A 20770-nucleotide genomic window follows, 5' to 3' on the forward strand; every position below is an offset into this window, starting at 1 on the left:
ATAAAATAAACGCATCTATATGTAATGTTTTTTTGTTACTTCAACTTTAAGTCTGTTATAACCCCATATGAAATAAAAACAAAGAGATGCGGTGTTGGCATACAGAACTGTGCCCTAGAGTAATAATCCTAGAATAATTTTTTGCTTGAGATACGTTAGTAAGAAAAATCATAACTTGTAATAGCGCTTTAGCGCTTTAGCGCTACTACTAGCTAAATACAGATATTTTATATTTATTTACATAGTTTACTTTTTTCTCGCCTACTTACTTATCCTTTCCGTTTACTTTGGAATGATTGAAAAGGTGATTTAAAAATCTCTGAACCTTTGTTTATACAAAATATATAATTCCGATGCTAACGGATTTGATATTATTTGAGAAAATATTTAAAGAAGCAAATTGCCACAGCAGAAATAAACGAAAAATTCCAGAAAGTATTCAATTAATATCAATTCCCAGTCGCCAGTCTCTAATCCCTATATGCCGCAAGGCGGCACGCAGTGCTATCCCCAATCCCTACAACAACGGCAATAAAAGCGTGACAAAATAATAAACTAGAGGTGCAGTAAAAATATAGCTATCAGTACGATCTAAAATTCCACCATGACCAGGAATTAATTGCCCAGAATCTTTAACTCCAGCATCTCGTTTTAACATCGACTCCGTCAAGTCTCCTAAAATACTGGCAATACCAATTGTTAATCCTACAGCTGCACCAACAATAATTGGGTGCGGCCATTTTAATAAATATGCTCCACATATGGCAACAAGAACGCTACCAATAACTCCAAATAACGCTCCTTCAACAGTCTTTTTCGGGCTAATGTCTGATAAAGGTGTTTTACCAAAAAACTTACCCACAATATAAGCACCAATATCAGCAGCCCAAATGCATAAGAAAGTTAATAATGTGGCTGTTAACCCCCTAGGTAAAGCAGAAACTTCAAAGGACTGGGAAATATTCGGATCTAACTGCGGTAAATAACCTCCAAGGGGCAGATTGCTGAGGTTTGCACCGTCAATACCACGCATCCTTACCCAATAACTGGGCAAATAACCCGTGTAAAATAATCCTAAAACCGAGGCAGAAATATCAGCAATTGTTGCCATTTTGGGTTGAAACAGCAAATAAAAACAAATTAATGTACCGCATACAGGCATAATCGCATCAGCTAAATTACCATCAAGGGTACAAATAATTAGCAATAACTGACTTACGAACAGAGTAGTTTTAGCCGCAGGAGCCATACCTTTAGCTTTGACTAAATTAAAAAATTCTCGCTGTCCTAGATAAATAATTACTGCAAAAAGTATGGTAAAGTACCATCCTCCCAAAATAGTTGCAATTAAAGCCAGTGTAATAGCAACAATTCCACTGATAATCCGAGACCAAGGCATACACAAAAAATAAGATATAAATTATAGGGGCTAGGGTTAGTCTAACCACAGAGCCTGCGGTTTGAATAAAGCCTTTAGCTGCCCTTACAGTTCATTTGTTCGGCGTACTTAGGCTTAAACTACTGCAGCGAGGTGCATCATAGATATTTCAAAGCGTTGACTCCCCACAGTTTTACTCGCATAGTTATTAATTATGAATTATTAAGTTTCACAATTTAACATCGGGTAACTATGATTTATTTTAGACCTATTCATTCTAGCTTTTCGCCACTGAGTATAAATACAGGATTTAAAGCAGCAAAAGTTTGAGATAATCCGCGTGTTTCCAAGCGATTAACTGCTGACTGGACGATTTCAATATTTCGTACTTGGAGTTGAGCAAAAGTCTGGGAAATCGCATACAAATTTTCCAAGTTAGTAGCTGTGGCGACTAATCTCCCATGGGGAGGTAAATAATTCCACGCGACTTGTAAAATGTCTTGAATGGGTCGTCCTCCTTCGATACAAACCCGTCGGGGAAGCTCCTTGATTTCGTGCAAGCAAGCAGGAGCAATACCTTCAACTACTTTCACATTTTTAACCCCGAAACGATTGCAATTATGCCTAATCAGATCGGCTACATCCTCATCTCTCTCAATCGCGATAATTTTTCCCTTTGGGCAAAGTAATCCTGCTTCTACTGGGATGGTACCAGTACCCGCACCAATATCCCATAAAATGGAATCAGGTTTTAGTCTTAGCTGAGCGATTAACAACAAGCGAATTTCTCGCTTGCTTAATGGAATTCCCGGTAAACGTTCAAATAATTCATCTGGAATTCCAGGGGTAACATAAGGCCAAAGTTCACAAGGCATATTCGTTATAAGTATGAAGACTTTAAGTCATATTCAGGTCTGCTAGAATCCTGAAAAAACTTAGCATATCTTGACTAACAATAGCTACTTATAACTTAAAACTTCCTAGCTTCAATACACAAAAACTTTCACTGATTCGGCATTATTAAGTAGTTTTGCATGAAAAAGCTTGTACTCAACCTCCTCTTTGTATAGTTTGTGGAGTGTAATTCAGGGTTCAAGATGTGAACTGCTCCTAAATTATCAAAACGATATCAGAATATTAATTTTGGTGTTTATAGGTGTCAAAGAAAAATAGATTATTAGAAATTTAACGTGTAACTTAAAGCAAATTATTATCCCCAGCATCCTGCAAGGGATATAAAAATTATTTATTGTATAGATACATACCTGGAATAATCTATCTTATTTCAGCATACCTTGAAACTTCTGAATTAATATTCTCTAATTCTGGTTCTGCTTGGCTCAAATGTTGTTCTAAAATTTCCAGGTTACGAATATTAGACTTGTAAAAAGCATCAAACAGATCTCCTACAACAGGTATTGTACCAACGATTGCTTCTAAACCAACATTGAATATCATCTGTCCCAAATCCCGAGTAGGGATAGACAAACGAGTCGCTAAAAGTATGATGTACGCTGAAAATGCTGCACTGATAAGATCTCCTGCTCCAGGTATCAAACCGATAATAGGATCTAACCCTATCCGAAACTTTGTTCCTGGAAGGCGTATGGATGAATCCATCAAGCGGCTAAGTTTCCGAACGCGGTTAAGAGTTGCAATACGTTTAGAAATCTTCATTGAGTAAGTATCATTTGATGTGAATATAATTTCATGATTTTAGGTTATTTATCTTCTATCCGGATAAATAGGAAATAAAAATAAAAATTTTACTAATAATTTAATCAAAATCATCCTAAAGGATGACTACAGGACTTAGGAAACGAAAGCGGATCCGTAGGAGCGCCTACTAGCGCTAACATCAATTCTCATTACTATTCACATTCCCAGCAACGTACGCAGATAGAGAAAACAGATAAAACAATACCAACTTCAACCATTACCTGAAAAGCTGCAGGTGTTAAAGTAAAACCCCAAATCAAAATGATACTTCCAATGAAAGCTCCTGATAAACGATAAACTTCTTCCTGGATTTTTAAGCCGAACGCGATAAAAGCTAAACCTAGTACCAGAATTAAGATGTAGTTCATATTCCCAAAGCCTTCAGATAAAATATATAAAAAGTAAATTGAAGGTGGAGATCAAAAATTAACTTAATATTCTATTCTGCAACTCGAAGGAAAAAATCGGTGCAATAATTGTGAAATAGAATATAGTACCTTCACCTAATTTACTTTCTACCCAAATTCTACCCCCCATCAGTTCACTTAGTTGCTTGCAAATAGACAAACCTAAACCCGTACCACCATATTTTCGACAGATGGAAGAATTAACCTGAGAAAAGGATTGAAATAGACGATCTAGACGATCTTGGGGAATCCCAATACCTGTATCTTTCACTGCAAACTGGATTTCGTAAAGCTCCTTACCTTCTTGGGTTTGTCCAATTTGATGACTATTGAGAAAAACTTCTACTCCTCCTTTTGAAGTAAATTTGATCGCGTTAGCAATCAGGTTAAGTAAAATTTGCCGTAATCTGGTAATGTCACCCACAATCATTTCAGGTAGGTCCGGTGAAGGATTGAAGTTTAAAGTTAATTTTTTATTCTCAGCTTTTAGCGAGAGCAAAGATATTGCTTCCTGAATACAATTGCATAGATAAAAAGGTTGTGTTTCCAGTTCCAATTTACCAGATTCAATTTTGGCGAAATCTAGAATATCATTCACAATCTTAAGCAAAGAATTGCCGCTAGTATGAATAGTCTTGACAAATTCTTGTTGCTCCTCTTCTAATTCCGTCTCAAGCAATAGATCGGCGATTCCCATGACAGAAGAAATTGGAGTACGAATTTCATGACTAATAATTGCCAAAAATTCTTGTTTTGCAAGTTCTGCTTGCTTGCGTTCAGTCATATCTCGCAAAATATAGATATAACCTCGGAACCTTTCTATTTCTGTTTTAATTTTTGCACAGGAAAAGGCTACAGGAATACTTTTACCGCTTTTCGTTTGACATATAGCTTCTACTTCCTTAGTGAATAAATCTGAATTTTCTGTATTATAAAAATTATTTATTTGCAAGCTATCAAATTTTGGTAGAACAACAGAAATATGTTGCTCTAAAAGATCTATTTCTTTAGATTCCAACAGCATCTCTGCTGCTAAATTAATTGTCTTAATTTTCCCAGACGGTGTTGTTACTAATAAGGCGTCAGCCATTGATGTAATAACTACATCTATATATTGTTTAGAAGCTGTCAACTGTTTGAACAACAAACTAGTTTCATTTGCTCCTTGAACTAATGATTGTTCTAAAATCATCCGTTCTGTTGCATCTGAAATCAATAATATCAATTTGCCGTTATCAAAATTATCTGTGAAATTTGGAAGAATACAGATATCAATATACAATTTTCTATCTGGAAAACTTTCTATTCCTTTGATTTCAAATTTACTTCGCTTACCCTGAATAATTTCATGGGCAATATTATCTAAACCGACTAGTTCTGAAATAATTGTTCTAACATCTCTTCCTAAATACTCCTGAGGTAAGTTAATCAGAAGTTTATCATCTGTTAAAGATGTCTCAATTATTTTCCAGTCTTGATTAATTAATAGATAATCTTTGTCACATGCAGACAAAAATTTTGTCAATAAATTGTTCATCTTTAATGTTATATTATACTGTTAGCTAATAACTGGAATATTTCATCAACATTTACCCCTGTTTTTGCTGAAGTCAAATATGTTTTTAAAATCATGGGATTATTTTCAAATTGATATTTTTTTTGAATCCGATCTAAATATTCAGTTTCGATTAAGTCTGACTTATTAAGAGCTAATATTGTATAACTTTGAGGATTAACTTTTAAAAAAGCTTCAATACGGTCTTTCAAATGCTCGAGAGTATCTTCACGAGTTAAATCTGCAACTATAATCCCTCCTTTAGCTCCTTGGAAATAACTAGGAGAAATAGCTTTGTATTTATTACTACCTTCAATATCCCAAATAAGTAGATTCAGATCTTGTGAATTTACTAATTCTTTTGGATATGCTTTAACAAGTTTACGAGAAATTTTAACTCCCACAGTAGAAAGATATTTATCGCTGAATTGTCTATCAACAAAACGACGAATTAAACTGGTTTTACCAACACCGAAATCACCAACCAAACAAATTTTACGAGAGATAATAGACATGATTAACAACAATAAAATTCAGTATTATTAGCAATGAATTACGTCGATTTAATCGAAAGTTCAAATAAAATAGTTTTAAATCAAATAATTAAATATTTTAAATATCATGCGAATTATCTTGAATGATTTTAATATTGCTTGATTTTACTAACTATTTTGATTAACTATTATTTTCTGTAACCGGCTCAAAAATGACACAACGTCTCATCCAAGAGGGTTGTTCTTTTGTTACCCCAGGTGGTAAATCAATTCTAATTTTCTCCTGTAATCGAGATGGATCTATACCTCTTTGGAGTAACATTTTTTTGACATTTAAAGCTCTTTTAAGTGCAATTGTTTGAGAGTTTTGATTTGCAAGAGAGTTACTGTAACCAATTATTTTGAGCTTTGTTGTAGGATATTTATTGAGAAATGATTGGACTTCTTTCAGTATGTCATCAATATTTCTAGGTAAAGTCGCTGAATCTGATGAAAAGTAAATTCTTACTCCAACTTTTAAAGGTTTAACTTCAACTGCACTTGAGACAAATTTTACTCCCGGGATTTGCTCGAATGCTGCGATAATTTTTTTATTATCAGCAATTTGTCTAACACTACCTTTGATAATCACTTTATCATCAATAAAGTTAGTAGAAACGACTGTACCAGACATTTGATTCAAAATTTTGGTAACTCTTTCAACTTCAGCCTTCGCTAATATTGGATCTATTGGTATATCAACAGGAATAATTTTATTCTCAATAGACCAATTAGGTACTGCAGCTTTTGTAATTTGCTCAGCTTTTTTACGAAGCCATTTGTTTGGTAATTTCCCAGTTAATTTTAGTTTTCCTTGGTTTTCTTTCACGTGCAAATTATAAATCGATAACTCTGGAGTAGAATCCAACGCAACCCTTATTTTGTCTTCTGTAAAACTAATAACTGCACTACGATATTCCCAAATTCCCCAAGGAATCCCGATCGCACTTAAAATGGTTAAGCTTAATATTAATAATGGAGATAATTTACTTTTTTTACTTTTATTACTTTCATTATTTTTATAGTTGCCTAATTTTTCTAAACTAGCGTTAATTTCTGATGGAATAATTTCTAAGTTCCCATCAAATTTTTCTATAGATTTACCATACTTCTTAATAATAAAACAGAGAGTAGCTCGCATCTCTTTTATGAGTGATTTAGATGGTTCTCCATTTACAATTATTGCAAGATAACAATATCCTGCTACTTCTAAAATAATTTTGGATGCACCATAATCAATTTCACCTAGTTCAGAAATTTTTCCATTTTTAGTTATACATTCATTTGCAAATTCACGAATTGCAGTTAACATCCCAGCAACCATATCTGACTCTAAACGTTCTTCCTGTAAAGGTTGAATTTCTGAAATTAATAATCCAGAACCTTTATGGATCAAAAAGATTGCTTGAATGCTAAAACCGAGAGATTCTTTAACAATTAACTCCGCTTCTGAAACTCCCTGTAGTTTAGCTTTAATCTTACGGTTAATACCTCTGAAACTAAGGTTTTCTTCAATCTTCTCATTAATAGATTTAACTGTTTCTATCATATATTTGGAAATAGTGTTTCCAATTACAGGATAAAGTGCATCAACAATTTTATCTTGCTCTATTTCAATCTGCTTTTTTATAGCTTCTCCTATTGTTGGTGCGAGAGCATTTGCAAGGTCTTCTAAACTAACATTCTCCAAAGCTGATGGAATTACAGTCGATAATGCTTCACCCATATTGACTGGGTGTTCTTTTCCTCTAGTTCTAATTAAATCATCAATAATTGGTGCGATCGCTTGAATAATATCTTCTTTAGATATAGATATTTTACGTCGTATAACTTCACTAAATAGTGGTAATAATAAATTAATTAATTCATCATTATTATAAATTTTATTTTCTAATTTTAGAATACTATTTTGAATATTTTCATAACGAGTATTTAAGTCTGATATTTCTGGTCCAAATAATAGTTTCTGTAGCTTTTTAAATGCAATATTAGATTCTTCTTTATTAGTTATTTTAGAATATTTACCGTGAGAGTCATATTGATTATATTTTAAATCGGAGTTTGGTGTTTGGTTATTGATCGATTCTAATTCATTATGCGATGGGAGTTCAAAAATATTTGATTTATCAATTTCATCTAATACACTAATTTTACTTAATATATTATTATCTAAAGGTTGAGAATCTGAGATAAAATGTGATTTCAGGTCTATCGCAGCTTCTAGATAATCTGTTGGTATATCATTTTCAAGAAATTGTGAATTTCTATCTACAGTATTGATATTTGCTTCCACTTCAGTCTCAGACAATTCTAAATTTATTACAGGCTTAGTTTGTATTGAAGCATGGTTAGACGAATGTAAACTAACTGTTGATAAAACATTATTTGATGACAATGGTTCTGTTGAATCAACAATTTTTAATTCAACTAATAATTTAACAAAATCTTCTAATTGCGCAGTTTCTTTTGAATCTATATCCATATTTGGAGAAGTAGATTCTTCTACTTGAGTCATATTTATATACCAATTTATATACTAAATATTTAAATATTGAATAGTTAACAGTTAACAGCTTAACTGCCAACTATTTTGATTTAAGAACTCAAATCGTTAGATCTATGAGAACGACCCAATATATCAGAAAATTTTTCTTCGTTTGCTTTCAATATTGGAGTTGAGTTATAACCATTGATTTCATCGCTTGCTTCTCGTAACATTGGGATAAATTCTGTTTCTTTTAAGCGCATTCCCAAAGCAAATAAAGTTTCAGCAATATCATCTTTAGAGACTTTAGTTTTACTTAATTGGGAAAAATGTTTTTCCATTTCTTCCAAAACTAAATCTCTCAGTGCTTTAATCTCATCTTCTAACTGCATTTTTGTTTGGGATCCTTCTTGACGCACCGAAGTTGTTTGAATATCTAATGCTTCATCAAGGGACTGGATACTGCTGGAAAATTTACGATTTAATCTATCTACTTGCTGACGTAAATCTACAGATTCTTCTTGAGTCGTCAAAGCTATAGATTTTATTTTTTTATCTAATGCTTCTGTTACAGCTTTTATTTCGATACTAAAACTGGATTTGAGTTGTTCAACCTGGGAGTGCATTTCTTGCTGTAAGCGCGATATATCTGATTCTAGTTGAACAAAGCGGTTTTCATAGTCTCTAATTTGTGCACCAAAAATGATATCTCGGATTTGGTCAATATTACCGAGCCGTTCGCGTACTTCTTCCCTGGTTTGAAAAGTCATAGATTATACTCTTATGTTATCTTTAGTAAGCGAAGATTAGGAGGTCATGGGGATCGATGCACAAACAATTTCTGCATCGAAGATTAGAACAAATCAGACCAGCTAAACCGCTCGCTGCTTTCTAAGCTATAGATTTAGTATTCCCACTTTTATCTTATATGTTTCAACAATGCCGTAATTTCTCTAGGGCTATTTTTTTAGTAATAAATAAAACTAGAAAGTAATAAACCTAGGAATTAACACTGGGAAGAAAATAAAATTTCATGATTTTTAATAAATATGGAAAAATCATTCACTCTTATATTTCCACAAAGTATGACGTAGCGTACCGATTAAAATTGATCGACAGAGTTATCTTTGAGATTTAATAGTAAATCTTTAGTTGAAGTTTTGCAAATTTATTATCTTATTTAAGATTAAGAGATTATCATGTCGCATTCACAGCCAAATTTTTATACAGATCCAATAGAAGAAATTAAAATTTGTACTCAACTTAAATATACGGGGAAATTAGAAATTAAATCTCAGAATAAACAGAAATGGAGTTTTTACTATAGATTTGGACGCATTATTTGGGCGACTGGAGGAACTCATCCTCATCGGCGTTGGCGCAGATTAATGACAAAATATTGTCCTCAAATTAATCTCGATAGAATTAAGTTAACTGCTGAGCAAGTTGCTCTTGAATATTGGGACTATAAATTACTTATAAATATATATAAAAGAGAAGAAGTAGAACCCAGACAAGTAGATGCGATCGCTAAAAATATTGTTGCAGAGTTATTATTTGAAGTTATACAACAAGCAAACTTCAGTTTTATTCGTTGCGACCGAAAACCTAAAGTTGTACTCAATGTCCCAATTAATTTTATTAGTACTAAAGTTTTTTTAACACGTATGGAACGTGAATGGGAAGATTGGTCTGACGCTGGTTTAGCTTCCTTTTCTCCTAACTTATCACCTATGTTAAGAGAACAAGAGTTATTCAAAAAAGAGATTAATCCAGAACTATATACTAACTTAGCTCCCTTACTGAATGGACAGAATACCCTCCAAGATTTAGCTTTAAAACTAAATTCTGATGTTCTTAAAGTTGCTTCAGATTTAATACCATTTGTTCTCAAAGAATTAATTATACTTAACAAAATTTCAGATTTACCATTACCTACTGAAGCAAAAAATAAAGAAAAGAAAAAACCTTCCAATTCTATTTCATCTAAGAAATCTAAACAACCTTTAATTGCTTGTATAGATGATAGCTTACAAATATGTAAAACCATGGAGAAAATCATCACATCAAATGATATGGATTTTCTTAAAATACAGGATACAATCCAAGCCTTACCAATTTTAATTCAACATAAACCTGACATGATTTTCTTAGATTTAATGATGCCAGTAGTTAATGGATATGAAGTTTGTTCTCAAATTAGAAGAGTATCTGAATTTGCAAAAACACCTGTCATTATCTTAACCGGTAGTGATGGATTGTTTGACCGAATTCGTGCTAAGGTTGTTGGTTCTACTGATTTTATAACTAAACCTATAGTTACAGATAAAGTCATGGCAGTTATACGTAAATATCTGCCTAAATCTATAGTTAAAAGTAATTCGACTAATAAAATGCAAAAACTGTAAAAATTGATTTTACGTTCGTGCAAAGATGACATATTCATAATCATTTCTATCTCAAGATAAGAAATTAAAAACTTATAATCTAGTAAAGAACAGAGGATATTTAGTGTGTTTGTGCAGATTTGGGTTATCCCTGTATCTCATTCTCTTTCATTAGATTTTAAGTAAGTATTTCCCTTGCTACATTTAATGTATTATTTATGATTTACTAGTATAGTATTTTACTTTTATTTGGCTTTGACGAGTAAAACTACAGTTAAATCAATTAATATGGTAGATAGCATGAGCCAACCATTAACTATTCAAGAACTAGTAATCGTTGTTGCGGCGAAAAACCAAAACCCTTCTATTTTAAATCCAGATTTTCTCAAATATAGCGGTATTGTCCCTGCAGAATGGGAATTTGCTGGAAAGCCAGTATTCAGCAATAATTTTACGCGTATTAGCTTTAAAAATGGTGTCAGCATTGTAGGTGAACCTAATAGAGTGATTTTTGCCGAACCAATTGCGGATAAAACAACAGCAACTGTTTCAGTTGCAAAGATTGCTCAAAAATATGCTCAAGTATTACCTAATATGGATTTTCAAGCGATAGGGATTAATCCTAGAGGCTTTGTTGCTTTTACTATGGAGGATGCAGCTCGCAACTTTATTACCAAGCATCTATTATCTGAGGGTGCTTGGAAAGAGGAAGGGGAAGTACCCATGCAAGCATCTTTAAATTTGGTTTATAAATTACAAGATATTCCCGTTGCTTTAAATATCACTCAAGCTGAGTTGCGTCAAAAAGATAAAGCTATTCCAATTGTGATTTTTAGCGGTAATTTCAGTCATCAAATTACTGGTAATAACTCGGAGGAAAAACTCAGTTTCATTACTCAAACTATTGAAAATTGGTTTAGTGATGTTACCACTTTTTCCAATTTAGTTAACAATAAATTTATGGCAGGCGTAGATAGTAATATTGCACTGACAAAAATAGTTCAAGGAATTCCTGAAGCTAATCCTGAAGGATCTGATATCTTTGCTGTTGGTGCAGGAGCTTAGCTAAGAATTTACAAATAATGTTACAAATTGTTTTTTGTAACATTATTTGTAGTAAGGGCGCACTTTAATGCGTCCTGAAGATTCAAATTAAATTATATCCCTTCATAGTTAAGGTACTACAGCGCCAGTTATCAACGCAGTAATGTATTCTGGTGCAGCTAGATGACAGTAATGTACGCCCTTTCTTTCGGGTCCAATGGAGACAAATGGTGGTACAGTTCTGGGTACAGGTAGGGATTTTGCTTGCAAGTGGAGCAATCCGTCATTACCTAAATACGCCAAGTCTGGGGGAAATGGGTTTAGCCACTCTGGACCATTAGTAGCAACTATATCAGGTTCAAGAATAACCTCGTCTTGTTCGAAGGCTAAATTCTTTATATTCCTGATTTTCAGTTTAGAGAAGACTTTTTTGAGGATCCGCTTGTGGATATTACGACAGCTGGACCCAGATACTGCTGCATCTTCCCCATAAAAAAACTTGATAGCATCAGCGCTCTTCATTTTACAGGAAATAATCTCTGGATAAGTTCTCCCAGTATTTGGGTAAGTTCCGTAGGTGACAAGTTGCTGCGTTGTCAACGGTAACATATCACCATCAGGACTCTCGAAAGGGGTAGCAAAAGAGTTTACAAATGAGTTGAAATCACTTTGCACCACATTAATAGCTTTGATTTTGGTTTGAGCAATAATTTTCTGAGCGTATCGACAAAATCTCTTGGTTTTTAGGCTTGAGTAAAAGTGATTGTGGCGAGAAAAACTTGAATTGTCATCATCAGCACGGACAATTTTGAAGAAGGGAAAAGGGAAAGAAATGACAATGCTAACCGCGATCGAAAGCATCAACCAACTTTTCTTCTTCGGAATTATATGTCGTGCTGGCATATTTCGACTTCCTGGCTCTCTATGAAATGATTAAATCATGAAGTTTACATCATTAGTCTGAGCATAATAATTCTCAATATTGGTTTACTTAATGCCTGTAACTAATATCAATTTCTTTTAAGATTGCTACACTTAGAACGCGGTAAGCTGAACCCTTATAAAAGGGAACAGGGAATAGAGAACAGGGAACAGAGTTTATGCAAAAAACTTGGATTTACAGCCGATTTGTAAACCTGATTTTATCCTAATATATCAAGCGATTAATTCTTTCTGCTGTTTGTATAATCCCTTAAACAAACGCTGCTGGACTTTATGATCGACAATTGGTTCGGGATAACTAACAGCCTGACGCTCCAAAGGTGTAATATTACCAGTTAACAAACATCTTGTATCGAAAGATCTTAACTCAGAAACCCATTGACGAATATATTCCCCTTCTGGATCGAATTTCTGGGCTTGGGAAGCCGGATTAAAAATCCGCACTGGTTTGGGATCCATTCCACTAGAAGCACTCCACTGCCAACCACCATTATTAGCAGATAAATCCCCATCAATTAATCGTTGCATAAAATATTTTTCTCCCCATTGGGGATTAAGTAGCAAATCTTTAGTTAAAAAACTCGCCACAATCATCCGACAGCGATTATGCATCCATCCCGTTTCATTTAACTGACGCATTGCTGCATCGACGATAGGATAACCAGTTTTTCCCTCACACCAAGCTTGAAAATGTTTTTCATTGCTCTCCCAAGGAAAATTCTTGAAGGTATCGCGATAAGCACCTGAAGCTAATTCAGGGAAATTGTACATCGCATGTTGATAAAACTCCCGCCAAGCAATTTCTTTTTGCCAAGTTTCAATATTAGCTTTTGTTTCATCGCTTCGACTATTCTCTAAAGCTTCCACTGTTGCTTCCCAAACTGTGCGAATACTAATTACACCAAATTTTAGGGCTGGACTTAGTAATGATGTTCCTGGAACTGCGGGAAAATTTCGTTGTTCTTGATATTCGTTAATCGCACTGTAACAAAACTCTTCCAACTGTTCTTGGGCTGCGATTTCTCCTGGAGCAATAATTAGTTCTCCTTCCCATTCATATCCTAAATCCTTCGCTGATGGTAATTCTACAGTTCCATTTTGTTGAGCAATTTCCTGTTCGACTTCTGTCAAATTTTCCAAGGACGCCAAATTTTCTATATCTTGTGGAAATACTTTTGGTTTTTGACTCCAATTTCTCCAAAAAGGTGTGTAAACCGTGTAAACTCCACCGGAACCACTGCGAATATCTTCTGGTGCGTGTAAGAGTTGATCCCAATTTTTACTTTCGGGGTATTCAATACCCTTTTCTTTAAGAGCGTCAATTACCGTACGATCTCGTTCTTGGGAATAGGGTTCCACATCCCAATTCCACAATACAGCACGAGCGTTTAATGCTGATGCTAACTTGGGTATTGATTCTGTAGGCTTCCCGTAAAGTATTAGTAATTGACTTCCTGCTTGAGTGTATTTTTCTTGTAGCGATCGCAAACAGCCAATCATATAAGTTACCCGCACAGAAGCAACATCATCTGCTTTGAGAATATTTGGGTCTAAACAAAATAACCCAACAACTTTAGAACTTTTAGCGATCGCCTTTGCAAGTCCCGTATTATCAGCAAGACGCAGATCTCGACGATGCCAAAATAAAATTAAGTTAGACATAACTTACATAGTCCTTTTGTACTACATAAGTGACCATCCTACCAAAAAGTTTTACTGCAAACGCGACTAAATTCTAGGAAATTAAATTCTATGACCTCAAATTCTGAGAAACTATAGCAGGAGTCAGGAGTCAGAAGTCAGGAGTAAGGAGTCAGAAGTCAGGAGTCAGGAGTCAGAAGTCAGGAGTCAGAAGTCAGGAGTCAGAAGTCAGGAGTCAGGAGTCAGGAGTCAGGAGTCAGGAGTCAGGAGTCAGGAGTTAAACCTGCTTTACCCCCAAAATAGGGGGTAATTGGGGGTTTTCTAATTTATCTCTCGACTTAAAATCAAAAAGGATACTTTGAGAACATCCTTTTAAAGTTAATTCAAGAGCTTTTAGTTTTTTTGTTCAGAAATTGTTCTACAAGTCCGTTAATTTGTAATCTCAACTCTTCCCGAGTGGAACCTTTGAGTAAATAACGAAAAGCAAACCAAACCACATAGCAACCGCCAATTAATTCCAAAATTGGTTCTACTAAAGGTATCTCATTTAAAGCCGAGAATACAGCAACTAAGATTTTGAGTAATATAGCAACTGTGACGATTAAAACAATACTAACGATGGGAGTCTGGAATTTTTTGTAAGTTTCACCGACACGAGTAGGTATTTCTCCCAAAAAATCTGCAATGTTTTTGGCAATCAACTGCCGTTTGGTGTCAGACTTTGATTCAGAGCTTGAATCTACAGGTTGGGTCGCTAACTCAGAGTTCCCAGCGGAAGCTTCAACGATTGAAGTATCCTCTTGTGCTGCTGTTTCAGCTGTTTCTGGCTGTTGTGATAGATCTTCCATGATTTTCCCTGCTTTAAAACTGTCGAGATAATTTTTTATTTGTTCATAATTTTTATTAGCATTTTTTTGCTAAATTTTTCACTCTTAACTGGAAATTATTTATATGTCTATCAATAGGTGTAGTTAGATGATTTTTAGTTAAATTCAATTGACAGATAATTAATTTTATAGTGTTCATATAATTAAAATAAAAAACCCAGATTCTCAAAGAAAATGGGTGTTAACTGTATGTAAAATAATTGTTTAAGTATTTACTCTAGCAATTGACATGTATAATTGATGCCTGAAAAATAATATTTCGTAATTTAACAATTTTTAATTATCTCTTGATTTTATCGAAGCAAATTGTTGATGGTCCTGTTGGTTTACATCTGATGGTAAAAAATGACCGTGCAAACCATAACTTACTAAGCCCATATATTCATAAAATACCAGCATTGCTTTTCGACTTTGGACTAGTGCTGATGGAACGGGACTAGAATGTGGAATTACTTCAAATCCCGCACTTTTGAAAGTAAGTATGGAGCGCAACATGTGGGGAGGATCTGTAACTAACAGAATTTGCTTAATTCCCTGATTTTGTAATATTGATGCAGTGAATAAAGCGTTTTCTTTAGTAGTTCGAGAACAATGTTCTTCTGCTAAGGCTTTATCGGGGATTCCTTCTTCTTTGAGTTGTTCGACTATTTCTTCTCCGTCTCCAACCCCACTAGCAAAAATTAAAGGAGCGCGTCCCATTTCCCAAAGTCTAGCTGCAACTTTAACTCGAGAGTAACGTAATTGTTCTCCCCGACCTAAAATTACAATTGCATCAACTTTATTACCTGGATCGGGTGGGATGAATGTGACTAACCCTTTATTGGCGATCGCAACAGTGAAAGGTAAAGTTGCACTGAGATAAATAACTAATATAATTGTTCCAAAAGTACTCAGTACGCGTTTTAGTCGCAGCCTAGGAATGAGCCAGGGTAATAAGATTAAAGCTGATATGAATAAAATTACTAAGCTTGGCGTCATCAATAACTTTGCCATCATCGATTTGATAGCTAGCCACTGATTAATCGGACGGCTAATACATAATAATTGATTAAACATTGAGGTTAACTTATCAAATTAATACTTATCAAATAAATACTTACCAAATAAATACTTACCAAACAAATACTTATCAAAGCGATAGTAATCTTAAATAATTCACAAACGTAAAATGTGTAAAGGAAAAATTTCCAACTAAAAAAAATCTAAATGTATTCATCGCCATAAATAAAAGTACTATTGGAATTTCTCTACAAAATATATATTCAAAAATAAAATGTGATTCCTAGATTATTTACCTACGATTTTAAAATAAACTTTAAATCCATGTAGTTTTGTTGCGACTACTACTATTGATTAAATCATTTAAAATTCTAAATATAAAATTTAAGATTCCAACCCATAATTTAATCGTAATTATCTAAAAAGTTTAGTGAATAACAGTTTATATAGATAGTAAAATATAGCTATTGACAGAAACTCATATAATATATGGTTCTTCAAAAGTAAAAATTTTTCAGCAACCGAGGTAATTGATGGCAATTCTTAAACTAGAAGATGGAACCTCCTATACAGATTTGCAGTTAATAACTAATGAGTTAGCATCTTTGAGGATCGCACTTAATTATTGGAGTGTAGGAGACGAACCACATTTACGAGACTTACTCGCAAAAGATAGTCTTACCGAAGATGAAAAGGAAGTGGTACTCCAAGGATTGGATAATTATTTCGAACAACTCAAACAAACTGAAGGTTATCAATCTCGGGATTTGATTGCTTTACACCCAGGTATACCCAATTTAGATAGTTTGTTGTCAAAATTTGAGCGAACACATACCCATGCAGACAACGAGGTTCGTTATATCATTGACGGGGAAGGGGTTTTTGGGTTTGTACGTCCAGATGGAAGCCAAGTTGAGTTAACTATCCAACCAGAAGAATATATTAATGTTCCAGCAGGAACCGAACATTGGTTTTATTTAACACCAAACCGTCGGATCAAAGCAGTACGCTATTTCAGTAATACAGAAGGTTGGGTTCCAGAATATACAGGTACAGAAATTCGCTTTAGTCAGAATCAGTTGACAGTGAACAGTTAACAGTTAACAGTTAACAGTTAACAGTGAACAATGAACAGTTGAAAGGTATTGATAGCTTTAGCCCATAAAGGTGTGTGGTGTTAGCTATAAACTGTTAGCGAAGCGTGCGCGTTCCTAGCGTAAGCGTACCGTAGATATTGCGCATTAACTGAACAAAAGTGGATCGGATAATTTTTTGTGATTTTGACGGGACAATTACTGTTGAAGAAACCTTTGTTGCAATACTGAAAAAGTTTTCTCCTAAAGTTTCTGGAGAACTAATTCCCCAAATGTACACCAGAAAATTAACTTTGCGACAGGGAGTACGACGAATTCTCGAATCTATTCCATCTTCATGCTACGCCGAAATTCTAGATTTTAGCCGAAATCGAGAAATACGACCGGGTTTTGAAGCATTCTTAGATTTTCTTGAAGCTGAATCTGTACCGTTGGTTGTAGTTTCTGGAGGACTCAAAGAAATAGTAAAAACAGTTATGGGTGAATTGGTCAACCGAGTTCAAGAAATTCATGCGATCGACGTGAATACCACAAGTGAATATTTGCAGGTGTTTTCGGAATTTGAAGGGGGAACAGAATTAGTTGCAAAAGTACAGGTGATGGATCGGTACCCATGTGATGAGAAAATAGCAATTGGTGATTCCTTAACCGATCTCAATATGGCGCTACAGACACCAATGGTTTTTGCACGCGATCGCCTTGCGAAATATCTAGACGAACAAGAAAAAAGTTATATTCCCTGGGATGACTTTTTTGAAATCCGCGATTATCTCAAAAAATTGTGGAACTAGAGTCAAATACCCCAACTAACACTACGATTTTAGTTGGGGTGGGACTTGCGAAAAACCATTGAATATTTTTCTATGACCAATACAAGTTTTGTCGATCCTCGTCTAGAGTTAATCGCAGCAGCAAGTCACTTTTATCAGCAAGGTTGGATGGTTGGTACTGCGGGTAACCTTTCCTGTCGGATACCTGATGGTAGCTTTTGGATTACAGCCAGTGGTAGATCTAAAGGTGAATTACAATTGGGTGATTTTATTCGTATGCACCCAGATGGAAGAATAGAACGAGAAGGATCTGCTAATAACTTAAAACCCTCAGCCGAAACTTCCATCCACCAAACTATTTATAGTTTATTCCCCGATGCGATCGCTTGCTATCACGTTCATTCCGTGGAAGCAAATTTAGTTTCTGGATTTACTAATTCAGATAATCTATCACTACCACCTCTTGAAATGCTAAAAGGATTGGGAGTATGGGAAGAAAATCCTAATTGTGAAATACCAGTATTTACCAATCATCTCCAAGTACCGCAAATTGCAGCAGAAATTGAAAAGCGCTTTAGTAAGACATCTCCACAAATACCAGCTTTACTAATTCGCAACCATGGTGTCACTGTTTGGGGAAAATCAACTACGGATGCTCGTAATTATACAGAGTTAGTCGAATATATTTTTCGTTATATGGTTGCATATAAAAAATAAGCTAACGAAAAAGTTATTAGCATAGTGATTTCTACAGGAGCTTGTTGTCAGAGTCTGAGATTATTAATTTCTTCGTGACCGACTTCGTCGGAAGGAAGAAGGAAGACGGAAGAGGGAAGATGTCAATAAGCGCGTTTTCCAAAAAAATCTTCCTTCCTTCCAACAGGAAAGGATGCAAGCCCCGTCCTTCCAGGACCCAGAAGGTTAGAGCCTACGGCGTCGGCGAAGCCTCTGACTAACGTCACGCTATAGCTTCGCTACCTACGGATCCGCTAAGGGAGGAGTACAACCAACTTTGGACGCGCTGCGCGTTCAGCTTGCTGCGTGCAAACGGCAACATAAAACCTTCTTCCTTCTTCCTTCTTCCCTCTTCCTTCGCTGTGACAAGTAATATTTTAAAGTATCTTTCTCCAGGCTCTTACAATAACTTGTATTAAGTATATTAAGTCCTGTATCAGTTTTATCTGCATTAAATCCTGTTAGCAGAAGGATATTTGTAATAATAATTTTGAACGAAGTAAAATTTTATTGTTTTTGAGTGTAATTTAATACTTTTAAGTATTATCGGTTTATCTGAAAACCGTATTAAAAAATACTTGAAATGCCTCTTACAAAACGTTGTTTAGCTGAATTAATTGGTACTTTTTGGCTGGTACTTGGTGGTTGTGGTAGTGCAGTACTCGCAGCTGCTTTTACCGCAGACGCAGCCAAAATTAGTGAAAGTACTTCTTATCCTTTAGGAATAGGATTAGTTGGTGTATCTTTGGCGTTTGGATTGACTGTGATGACAATGGCTTATGCTATCGGTCATATTTCTGGTTGTCATCTCAACCCTGCTGTTTCTATCGGTTTAGCAACAGCAAAGCGTTTCCCCGCAAGGGAACTACCTGGTTATATTGTTTCCCAAGTTTTGGGTGCGATATTGGCTGCAGGTCTTTTATTTGTCATTGCTAGTGGGAAAGCAGGGTTTGAACTAATTGGTTCAAATCCCCTCGCAACCAATGGTTTTGGTCCAGAACATTCTCCCGGAGCTTATTCACTACTTGCTTGCTTTATTGCTGAATTAGTGTTGACTTTTATGTTTCTGTTAATTATCTTGGGGGCTACTGATAGTCGTGCACCTCAAGGTTTTGCTCCTGTTGCGATTGGTTTGGGATTAACTTTGATTCATTTAATTAGCATTCCCGTAACTAATACTTCTGTTAACCCCGCACGTAGTCTAGGTCCTGCGGTATTTGTTGGTGGTTGGGCGATACAACAAGTGTGGCTATTTTGGTTAGCACCTATATTGGGTGCATTTTTAGCAGGATTATTCTACTATTACGTTTTTGAAGTTTCTCCACGGGAAAGAAATTTATCAGAAGCGCAAGGTCAGTAAATCTTGAATTTATAAGAGTTTAGCTTATCGAGAATAATCAAATTTTTGTTGCTTGAACCCGTGGTAATTAAACTTAAAAATTAGTAAGCCTTGCTAAGGGTATATTTTCTGTTCCCTATTTAATGTTTCCTATTTTTGCTCTCTATTCTCTAGCTTGATAATTAATTAGGATCTGCTGAACGACTCCAAAAATTTATACATGTAACTTTTAAGTATCTAGATTATTCTGACTTCCTCTATTGATTCCCAAAGTTTCCCAACAAATTTTTTAGCTAACGCTACGTTATAGCTGAGATGCGAACAGCAAACCCTAATTTTCTAATTCTCACTAGGAACGCGCTCTTTTACCCTTTCTCTTTGGTTTTTACTACCTACAACGCTACCTGCAGCATACCCCAATAAAGTACATAAAATAGGGGTAAAAAGATTATAAAATTCACTATCACGCGAAGAACTTTGAGTATCAGATGTTTTTTCTTGAATTATTGGTTCATTATTAAATACTCCTTCTGTTTGAGTATTTGAAGTAGAGCTTTGAGCGACTAATTGCTGTGAATATATAATTTTAGAACTTATAAATTGAGAAATCGCAGCAGATTTAGAATTAATACCTGTCACGATTACAAAAGTTGTAATAACAAATGCAAATCGGCAATATTTAATCATTTTGAGCTATTTAGGTTGTTTTTAGTGAATAGAAAATGGCGCGTAAACTATTACTTAATAGCTATATTTTTTAGAAAAAATTAAATCGATAAATAGTTATTTAATTGCTAGAATTCTGTCAGTATATCACCATTACTAATACATATTTTGGTACGCAAAAATCAATAC

The 20770-nt window shown here is 34.7% G+C and carries 19 protein-coding genes; 6 read left to right on the plus strand and 13 right to left on the minus strand.

Annotated features, from left to right (window positions below):
* Nucleotides 1-517 precede the first annotated feature (517 nt).
* From BC008_RS21405 to BC008_RS21440, 8 genes are all read right to left on the minus strand, one after another.
* On the minus strand, nucleotides 518-1399 hold the full coding sequence (locus BC008_RS21405) for a phosphatidate cytidylyltransferase (protein ID WP_027844712.1): 882 nt from the start codon (nucleotides 1397-1399) through the stop codon (nucleotides 518-520).
* A 251-nt stretch (nucleotides 1400-1650) separates the two neighbouring features.
* Nucleotides 1651-2253 carry a precorrin-6Y C5,15-methyltransferase subunit CbiT gene (gene cbiT / locus BC008_RS21410; protein ID WP_027844713.1) on the minus strand — a complete coding sequence of 201 codons (603 nt, stop codon included), beginning with the start codon at nucleotides 2251-2253 and terminating at the stop codon, nucleotides 1651-1653.
* A 400-nt stretch (nucleotides 2254-2653) separates the two neighbouring features.
* Nucleotides 2654-3055 carry a DUF4112 domain-containing protein gene (locus BC008_RS21415; protein ID WP_027844714.1) on the minus strand — a complete coding sequence of 134 codons (402 nt, stop codon included), beginning with the start codon at nucleotides 3053-3055 and terminating at the stop codon, nucleotides 2654-2656.
* 194 nt (nucleotides 3056-3249) lie between these two features.
* Nucleotides 3250-3465 carry a hypothetical protein gene (locus BC008_RS21420; protein ID WP_027844715.1) on the minus strand — a complete coding sequence of 72 codons (216 nt, stop codon included), beginning with the start codon at nucleotides 3463-3465 and terminating at the stop codon, nucleotides 3250-3252.
* Nucleotides 3466-3523: 58 nt separating this feature from the next.
* Nucleotides 3524-5041 carry a PAS domain-containing sensor histidine kinase gene (locus BC008_RS21425; protein WP_058183777.1) on the minus strand — a complete coding sequence of 506 codons (1518 nt, stop codon included), beginning with the start codon at nucleotides 5039-5041 and terminating at the stop codon, nucleotides 3524-3526.
* 8 nt (nucleotides 5042-5049) lie between these two features.
* Entirely contained in the window at nucleotides 5050-5574 is a 525-nt protein-coding gene (locus tag BC008_RS21430) for a Rab family GTPase (protein WP_027844716.1), read from the minus strand.
* A 160-nt stretch (nucleotides 5575-5734) separates the two neighbouring features.
* On the minus strand, nucleotides 5735-8107 hold the full coding sequence (locus tag BC008_RS21435) for an OmpA family protein (RefSeq protein WP_027844717.1): 2373 nt from the start codon (nucleotides 8105-8107) through the stop codon (nucleotides 5735-5737).
* 80 nt (nucleotides 8108-8187) lie between these two features.
* Nucleotides 8188-8847, minus strand: coding sequence for a hypothetical protein (locus BC008_RS21440; RefSeq protein WP_027844718.1), 660 nt, complete (start codon nucleotides 8845-8847; stop codon nucleotides 8188-8190).
* Between the two features lie 429 nt (nucleotides 8848-9276).
* On the opposite strand from BC008_RS21440, the gene BC008_RS21445 reads away from it, so the two are divergent.
* Nucleotides 9277-10485, plus strand: a complete 1209-nt coding sequence (locus tag BC008_RS21445; RefSeq protein ID WP_027844719.1) for a response regulator — start codon at nucleotides 9277-9279, stop codon at nucleotides 10483-10485.
* Between the two features lie 279 nt (nucleotides 10486-10764).
* A complete protein-coding gene (locus tag BC008_RS21450) occupies nucleotides 10765-11529 on the plus strand; it encodes a hypothetical protein (protein WP_063800787.1) in 765 nt (254 codons plus the stop codon).
* Nucleotides 11530-11637: 108 nt separating this feature from the next.
* On the opposite strand, the gene BC008_RS21455 is transcribed toward BC008_RS21450, so the two are convergent.
* The 4 genes from BC008_RS21455 to BC008_RS21470 all read right to left on the minus strand — a co-directional run bounded on the left by BC008_RS21455 (nucleotide 11638) and on the right by BC008_RS21470 (nucleotide 16034).
* Nucleotides 11638-12411, minus strand: coding sequence for a hypothetical protein (locus tag BC008_RS21455; RefSeq protein ID WP_027844720.1), 774 nt, complete (start codon nucleotides 12409-12411; stop codon nucleotides 11638-11640).
* Between the two features lie 252 nt (nucleotides 12412-12663).
* Nucleotides 12664-14112 (minus strand): FAD-binding domain-containing protein, encoded by a 1449-nt coding sequence (locus BC008_RS21460; RefSeq protein WP_027844721.1) that lies wholly within the window; start codon nucleotides 14110-14112, stop codon nucleotides 12664-12666.
* Nucleotides 14113-14474: 362 nt separating this feature from the next.
* On the minus strand, nucleotides 14475-14939 hold the full coding sequence (locus tag BC008_RS21465; RefSeq protein ID WP_027846631.1) for a CAAD domain-containing protein: 465 nt from the start codon (nucleotides 14937-14939) through the stop codon (nucleotides 14475-14477).
* A 315-nt stretch (nucleotides 14940-15254) separates the two neighbouring features.
* Nucleotides 15255-16034, minus strand: coding sequence for a YdcF family protein (locus tag BC008_RS21470; RefSeq protein ID WP_027846630.1), 780 nt, complete (start codon nucleotides 16032-16034; stop codon nucleotides 15255-15257).
* Between the two features lie 476 nt (nucleotides 16035-16510).
* On the opposite strand from BC008_RS21470, the gene BC008_RS21475 reads away from it, so the two are divergent.
* From BC008_RS21475 to aqpZ, 4 genes are all read left to right on the plus strand, one after another.
* The gene (locus BC008_RS21475) at nucleotides 16511-17074 is read left to right on the plus strand and encodes a 1,2-dihydroxy-3-keto-5-methylthiopentene dioxygenase (protein WP_027846629.1); all 564 of its coding nucleotides are present in this window, start codon (nucleotides 16511-16513) and stop codon (nucleotides 17072-17074) included.
* Between the two features lie 158 nt (nucleotides 17075-17232).
* Nucleotides 17233-17862, plus strand: a complete 630-nt coding sequence (locus BC008_RS21480; protein WP_027846628.1) for an HAD-IB family phosphatase — start codon at nucleotides 17233-17235, stop codon at nucleotides 17860-17862.
* A 72-nt stretch (nucleotides 17863-17934) separates the two neighbouring features.
* The gene (gene mtnB, locus BC008_RS21485) at nucleotides 17935-18558 is read left to right on the plus strand and encodes a methylthioribulose 1-phosphate dehydratase (protein WP_027846627.1); all 624 of its coding nucleotides are present in this window, start codon (nucleotides 17935-17937) and stop codon (nucleotides 18556-18558) included.
* A 601-nt stretch (nucleotides 18559-19159) separates the two neighbouring features.
* Nucleotides 19160-19936: an aquaporin Z gene (gene aqpZ / locus BC008_RS21490; RefSeq protein ID WP_027846937.1), complete on the plus strand. Its 777-nt coding sequence runs from the start codon at nucleotides 19160-19162 to the stop codon at nucleotides 19934-19936.
* A 318-nt stretch (nucleotides 19937-20254) separates the two neighbouring features.
* Here the strand turns inward: aqpZ and BC008_RS21495 are convergent, their stop codons facing one another.
* Nucleotides 20255-20554: a hypothetical protein gene (locus tag BC008_RS21495; protein WP_153009624.1), complete on the minus strand. Its 300-nt coding sequence runs from the start codon at nucleotides 20552-20554 to the stop codon at nucleotides 20255-20257.
* Between the last annotated feature and the right edge of the window lie 216 nt (nucleotides 20555-20770).

The sequence above is a fragment of the Mastigocoleus testarum BC008 genome, from assembly GCF_001456025.1.
GTDB lineage: Bacteria > Cyanobacteriota > Cyanobacteriia > Cyanobacteriales > Nostocaceae > Mastigocoleus > Mastigocoleus testarum.

Coding starts and splice junctions, on each gene's coding strand:
- BC008_RS21415 (WP_027844714.1), bottom strand. CDS start 3,055: ATGAAGATTTCTAAACGTATTGCAACTCTTAACCGCGTTCGGAAACTT.
- BC008_RS21405 (WP_027844712.1), bottom strand. CDS start 1,399: ATGCCTTGGTCTCGGATTATCAGTGGAATTGTTGCTATTACACTGGCT.
- aqpZ (WP_027846937.1), top strand. CDS start 19,160: ATGCCTCTTACAAAACGTTGTTTAGCTGAATTAATTGGTACTTTTTGG.
- BC008_RS21445 (WP_027844719.1), top strand. CDS start 9,277: ATGTCGCATTCACAGCCAAATTTTTATACAGATCCAATAGAAGAAATT.
- mtnB (WP_027846627.1), top strand. CDS start 17,935: ATGACCAATACAAGTTTTGTCGATCCTCGTCTAGAGTTAATCGCAGCA.
- cbiT (WP_027844713.1), bottom strand. CDS start 2,253: ATGCCTTGTGAACTTTGGCCTTATGTTACCCCTGGAATTCCAGATGAA.
- BC008_RS21460 (WP_027844721.1), bottom strand. CDS start 14,112: ATGTCTAACTTAATTTTATTTTGGCATCGTCGAGATCTGCGTCTTGCT.
- BC008_RS21440 (WP_027844718.1), bottom strand. CDS start 8,847: ATGACTTTTCAAACCAGGGAAGAAGTACGCGAACGGCTCGGTAATATT.
- BC008_RS21470 (WP_027846630.1), bottom strand. CDS start 16,034: ATGTTTAATCAATTATTATGTATTAGCCGTCCGATTAATCAGTGGCTA.
- BC008_RS21450 (WP_063800787.1), top strand. CDS start 10,765: ATGAGCCAACCATTAACTATTCAAGAACTAGTAATCGTTGTTGCGGCG.
- BC008_RS21465 (WP_027846631.1), bottom strand. CDS start 14,939: ATGGAAGATCTATCACAACAGCCAGAAACAGCTGAAACAGCAGCACAA.
- BC008_RS21420 (WP_027844715.1), bottom strand. CDS start 3,465: ATGAACTACATCTTAATTCTGGTACTAGGTTTAGCTTTTATCGCGTTC.
- BC008_RS21425 (WP_058183777.1), bottom strand. CDS start 5,041: ATGAACAATTTATTGACAAAATTTTTGTCTGCATGTGACAAAGATTAT.
- BC008_RS21475 (WP_027846629.1), top strand. CDS start 16,511: ATGGCAATTCTTAAACTAGAAGATGGAACCTCCTATACAGATTTGCAG.
- BC008_RS21430 (WP_027844716.1), bottom strand. CDS start 5,574: ATGTCTATTATCTCTCGTAAAATTTGTTTGGTTGGTGATTTCGGTGTT.
- BC008_RS21435 (WP_027844717.1), bottom strand. CDS start 8,107: ATGACTCAAGTAGAAGAATCTACTTCTCCAAATATGGATATAGATTCA.
- BC008_RS21455 (WP_027844720.1), bottom strand. CDS start 12,411: ATGCCAGCACGACATATAATTCCGAAGAAGAAAAGTTGGTTGATGCTT.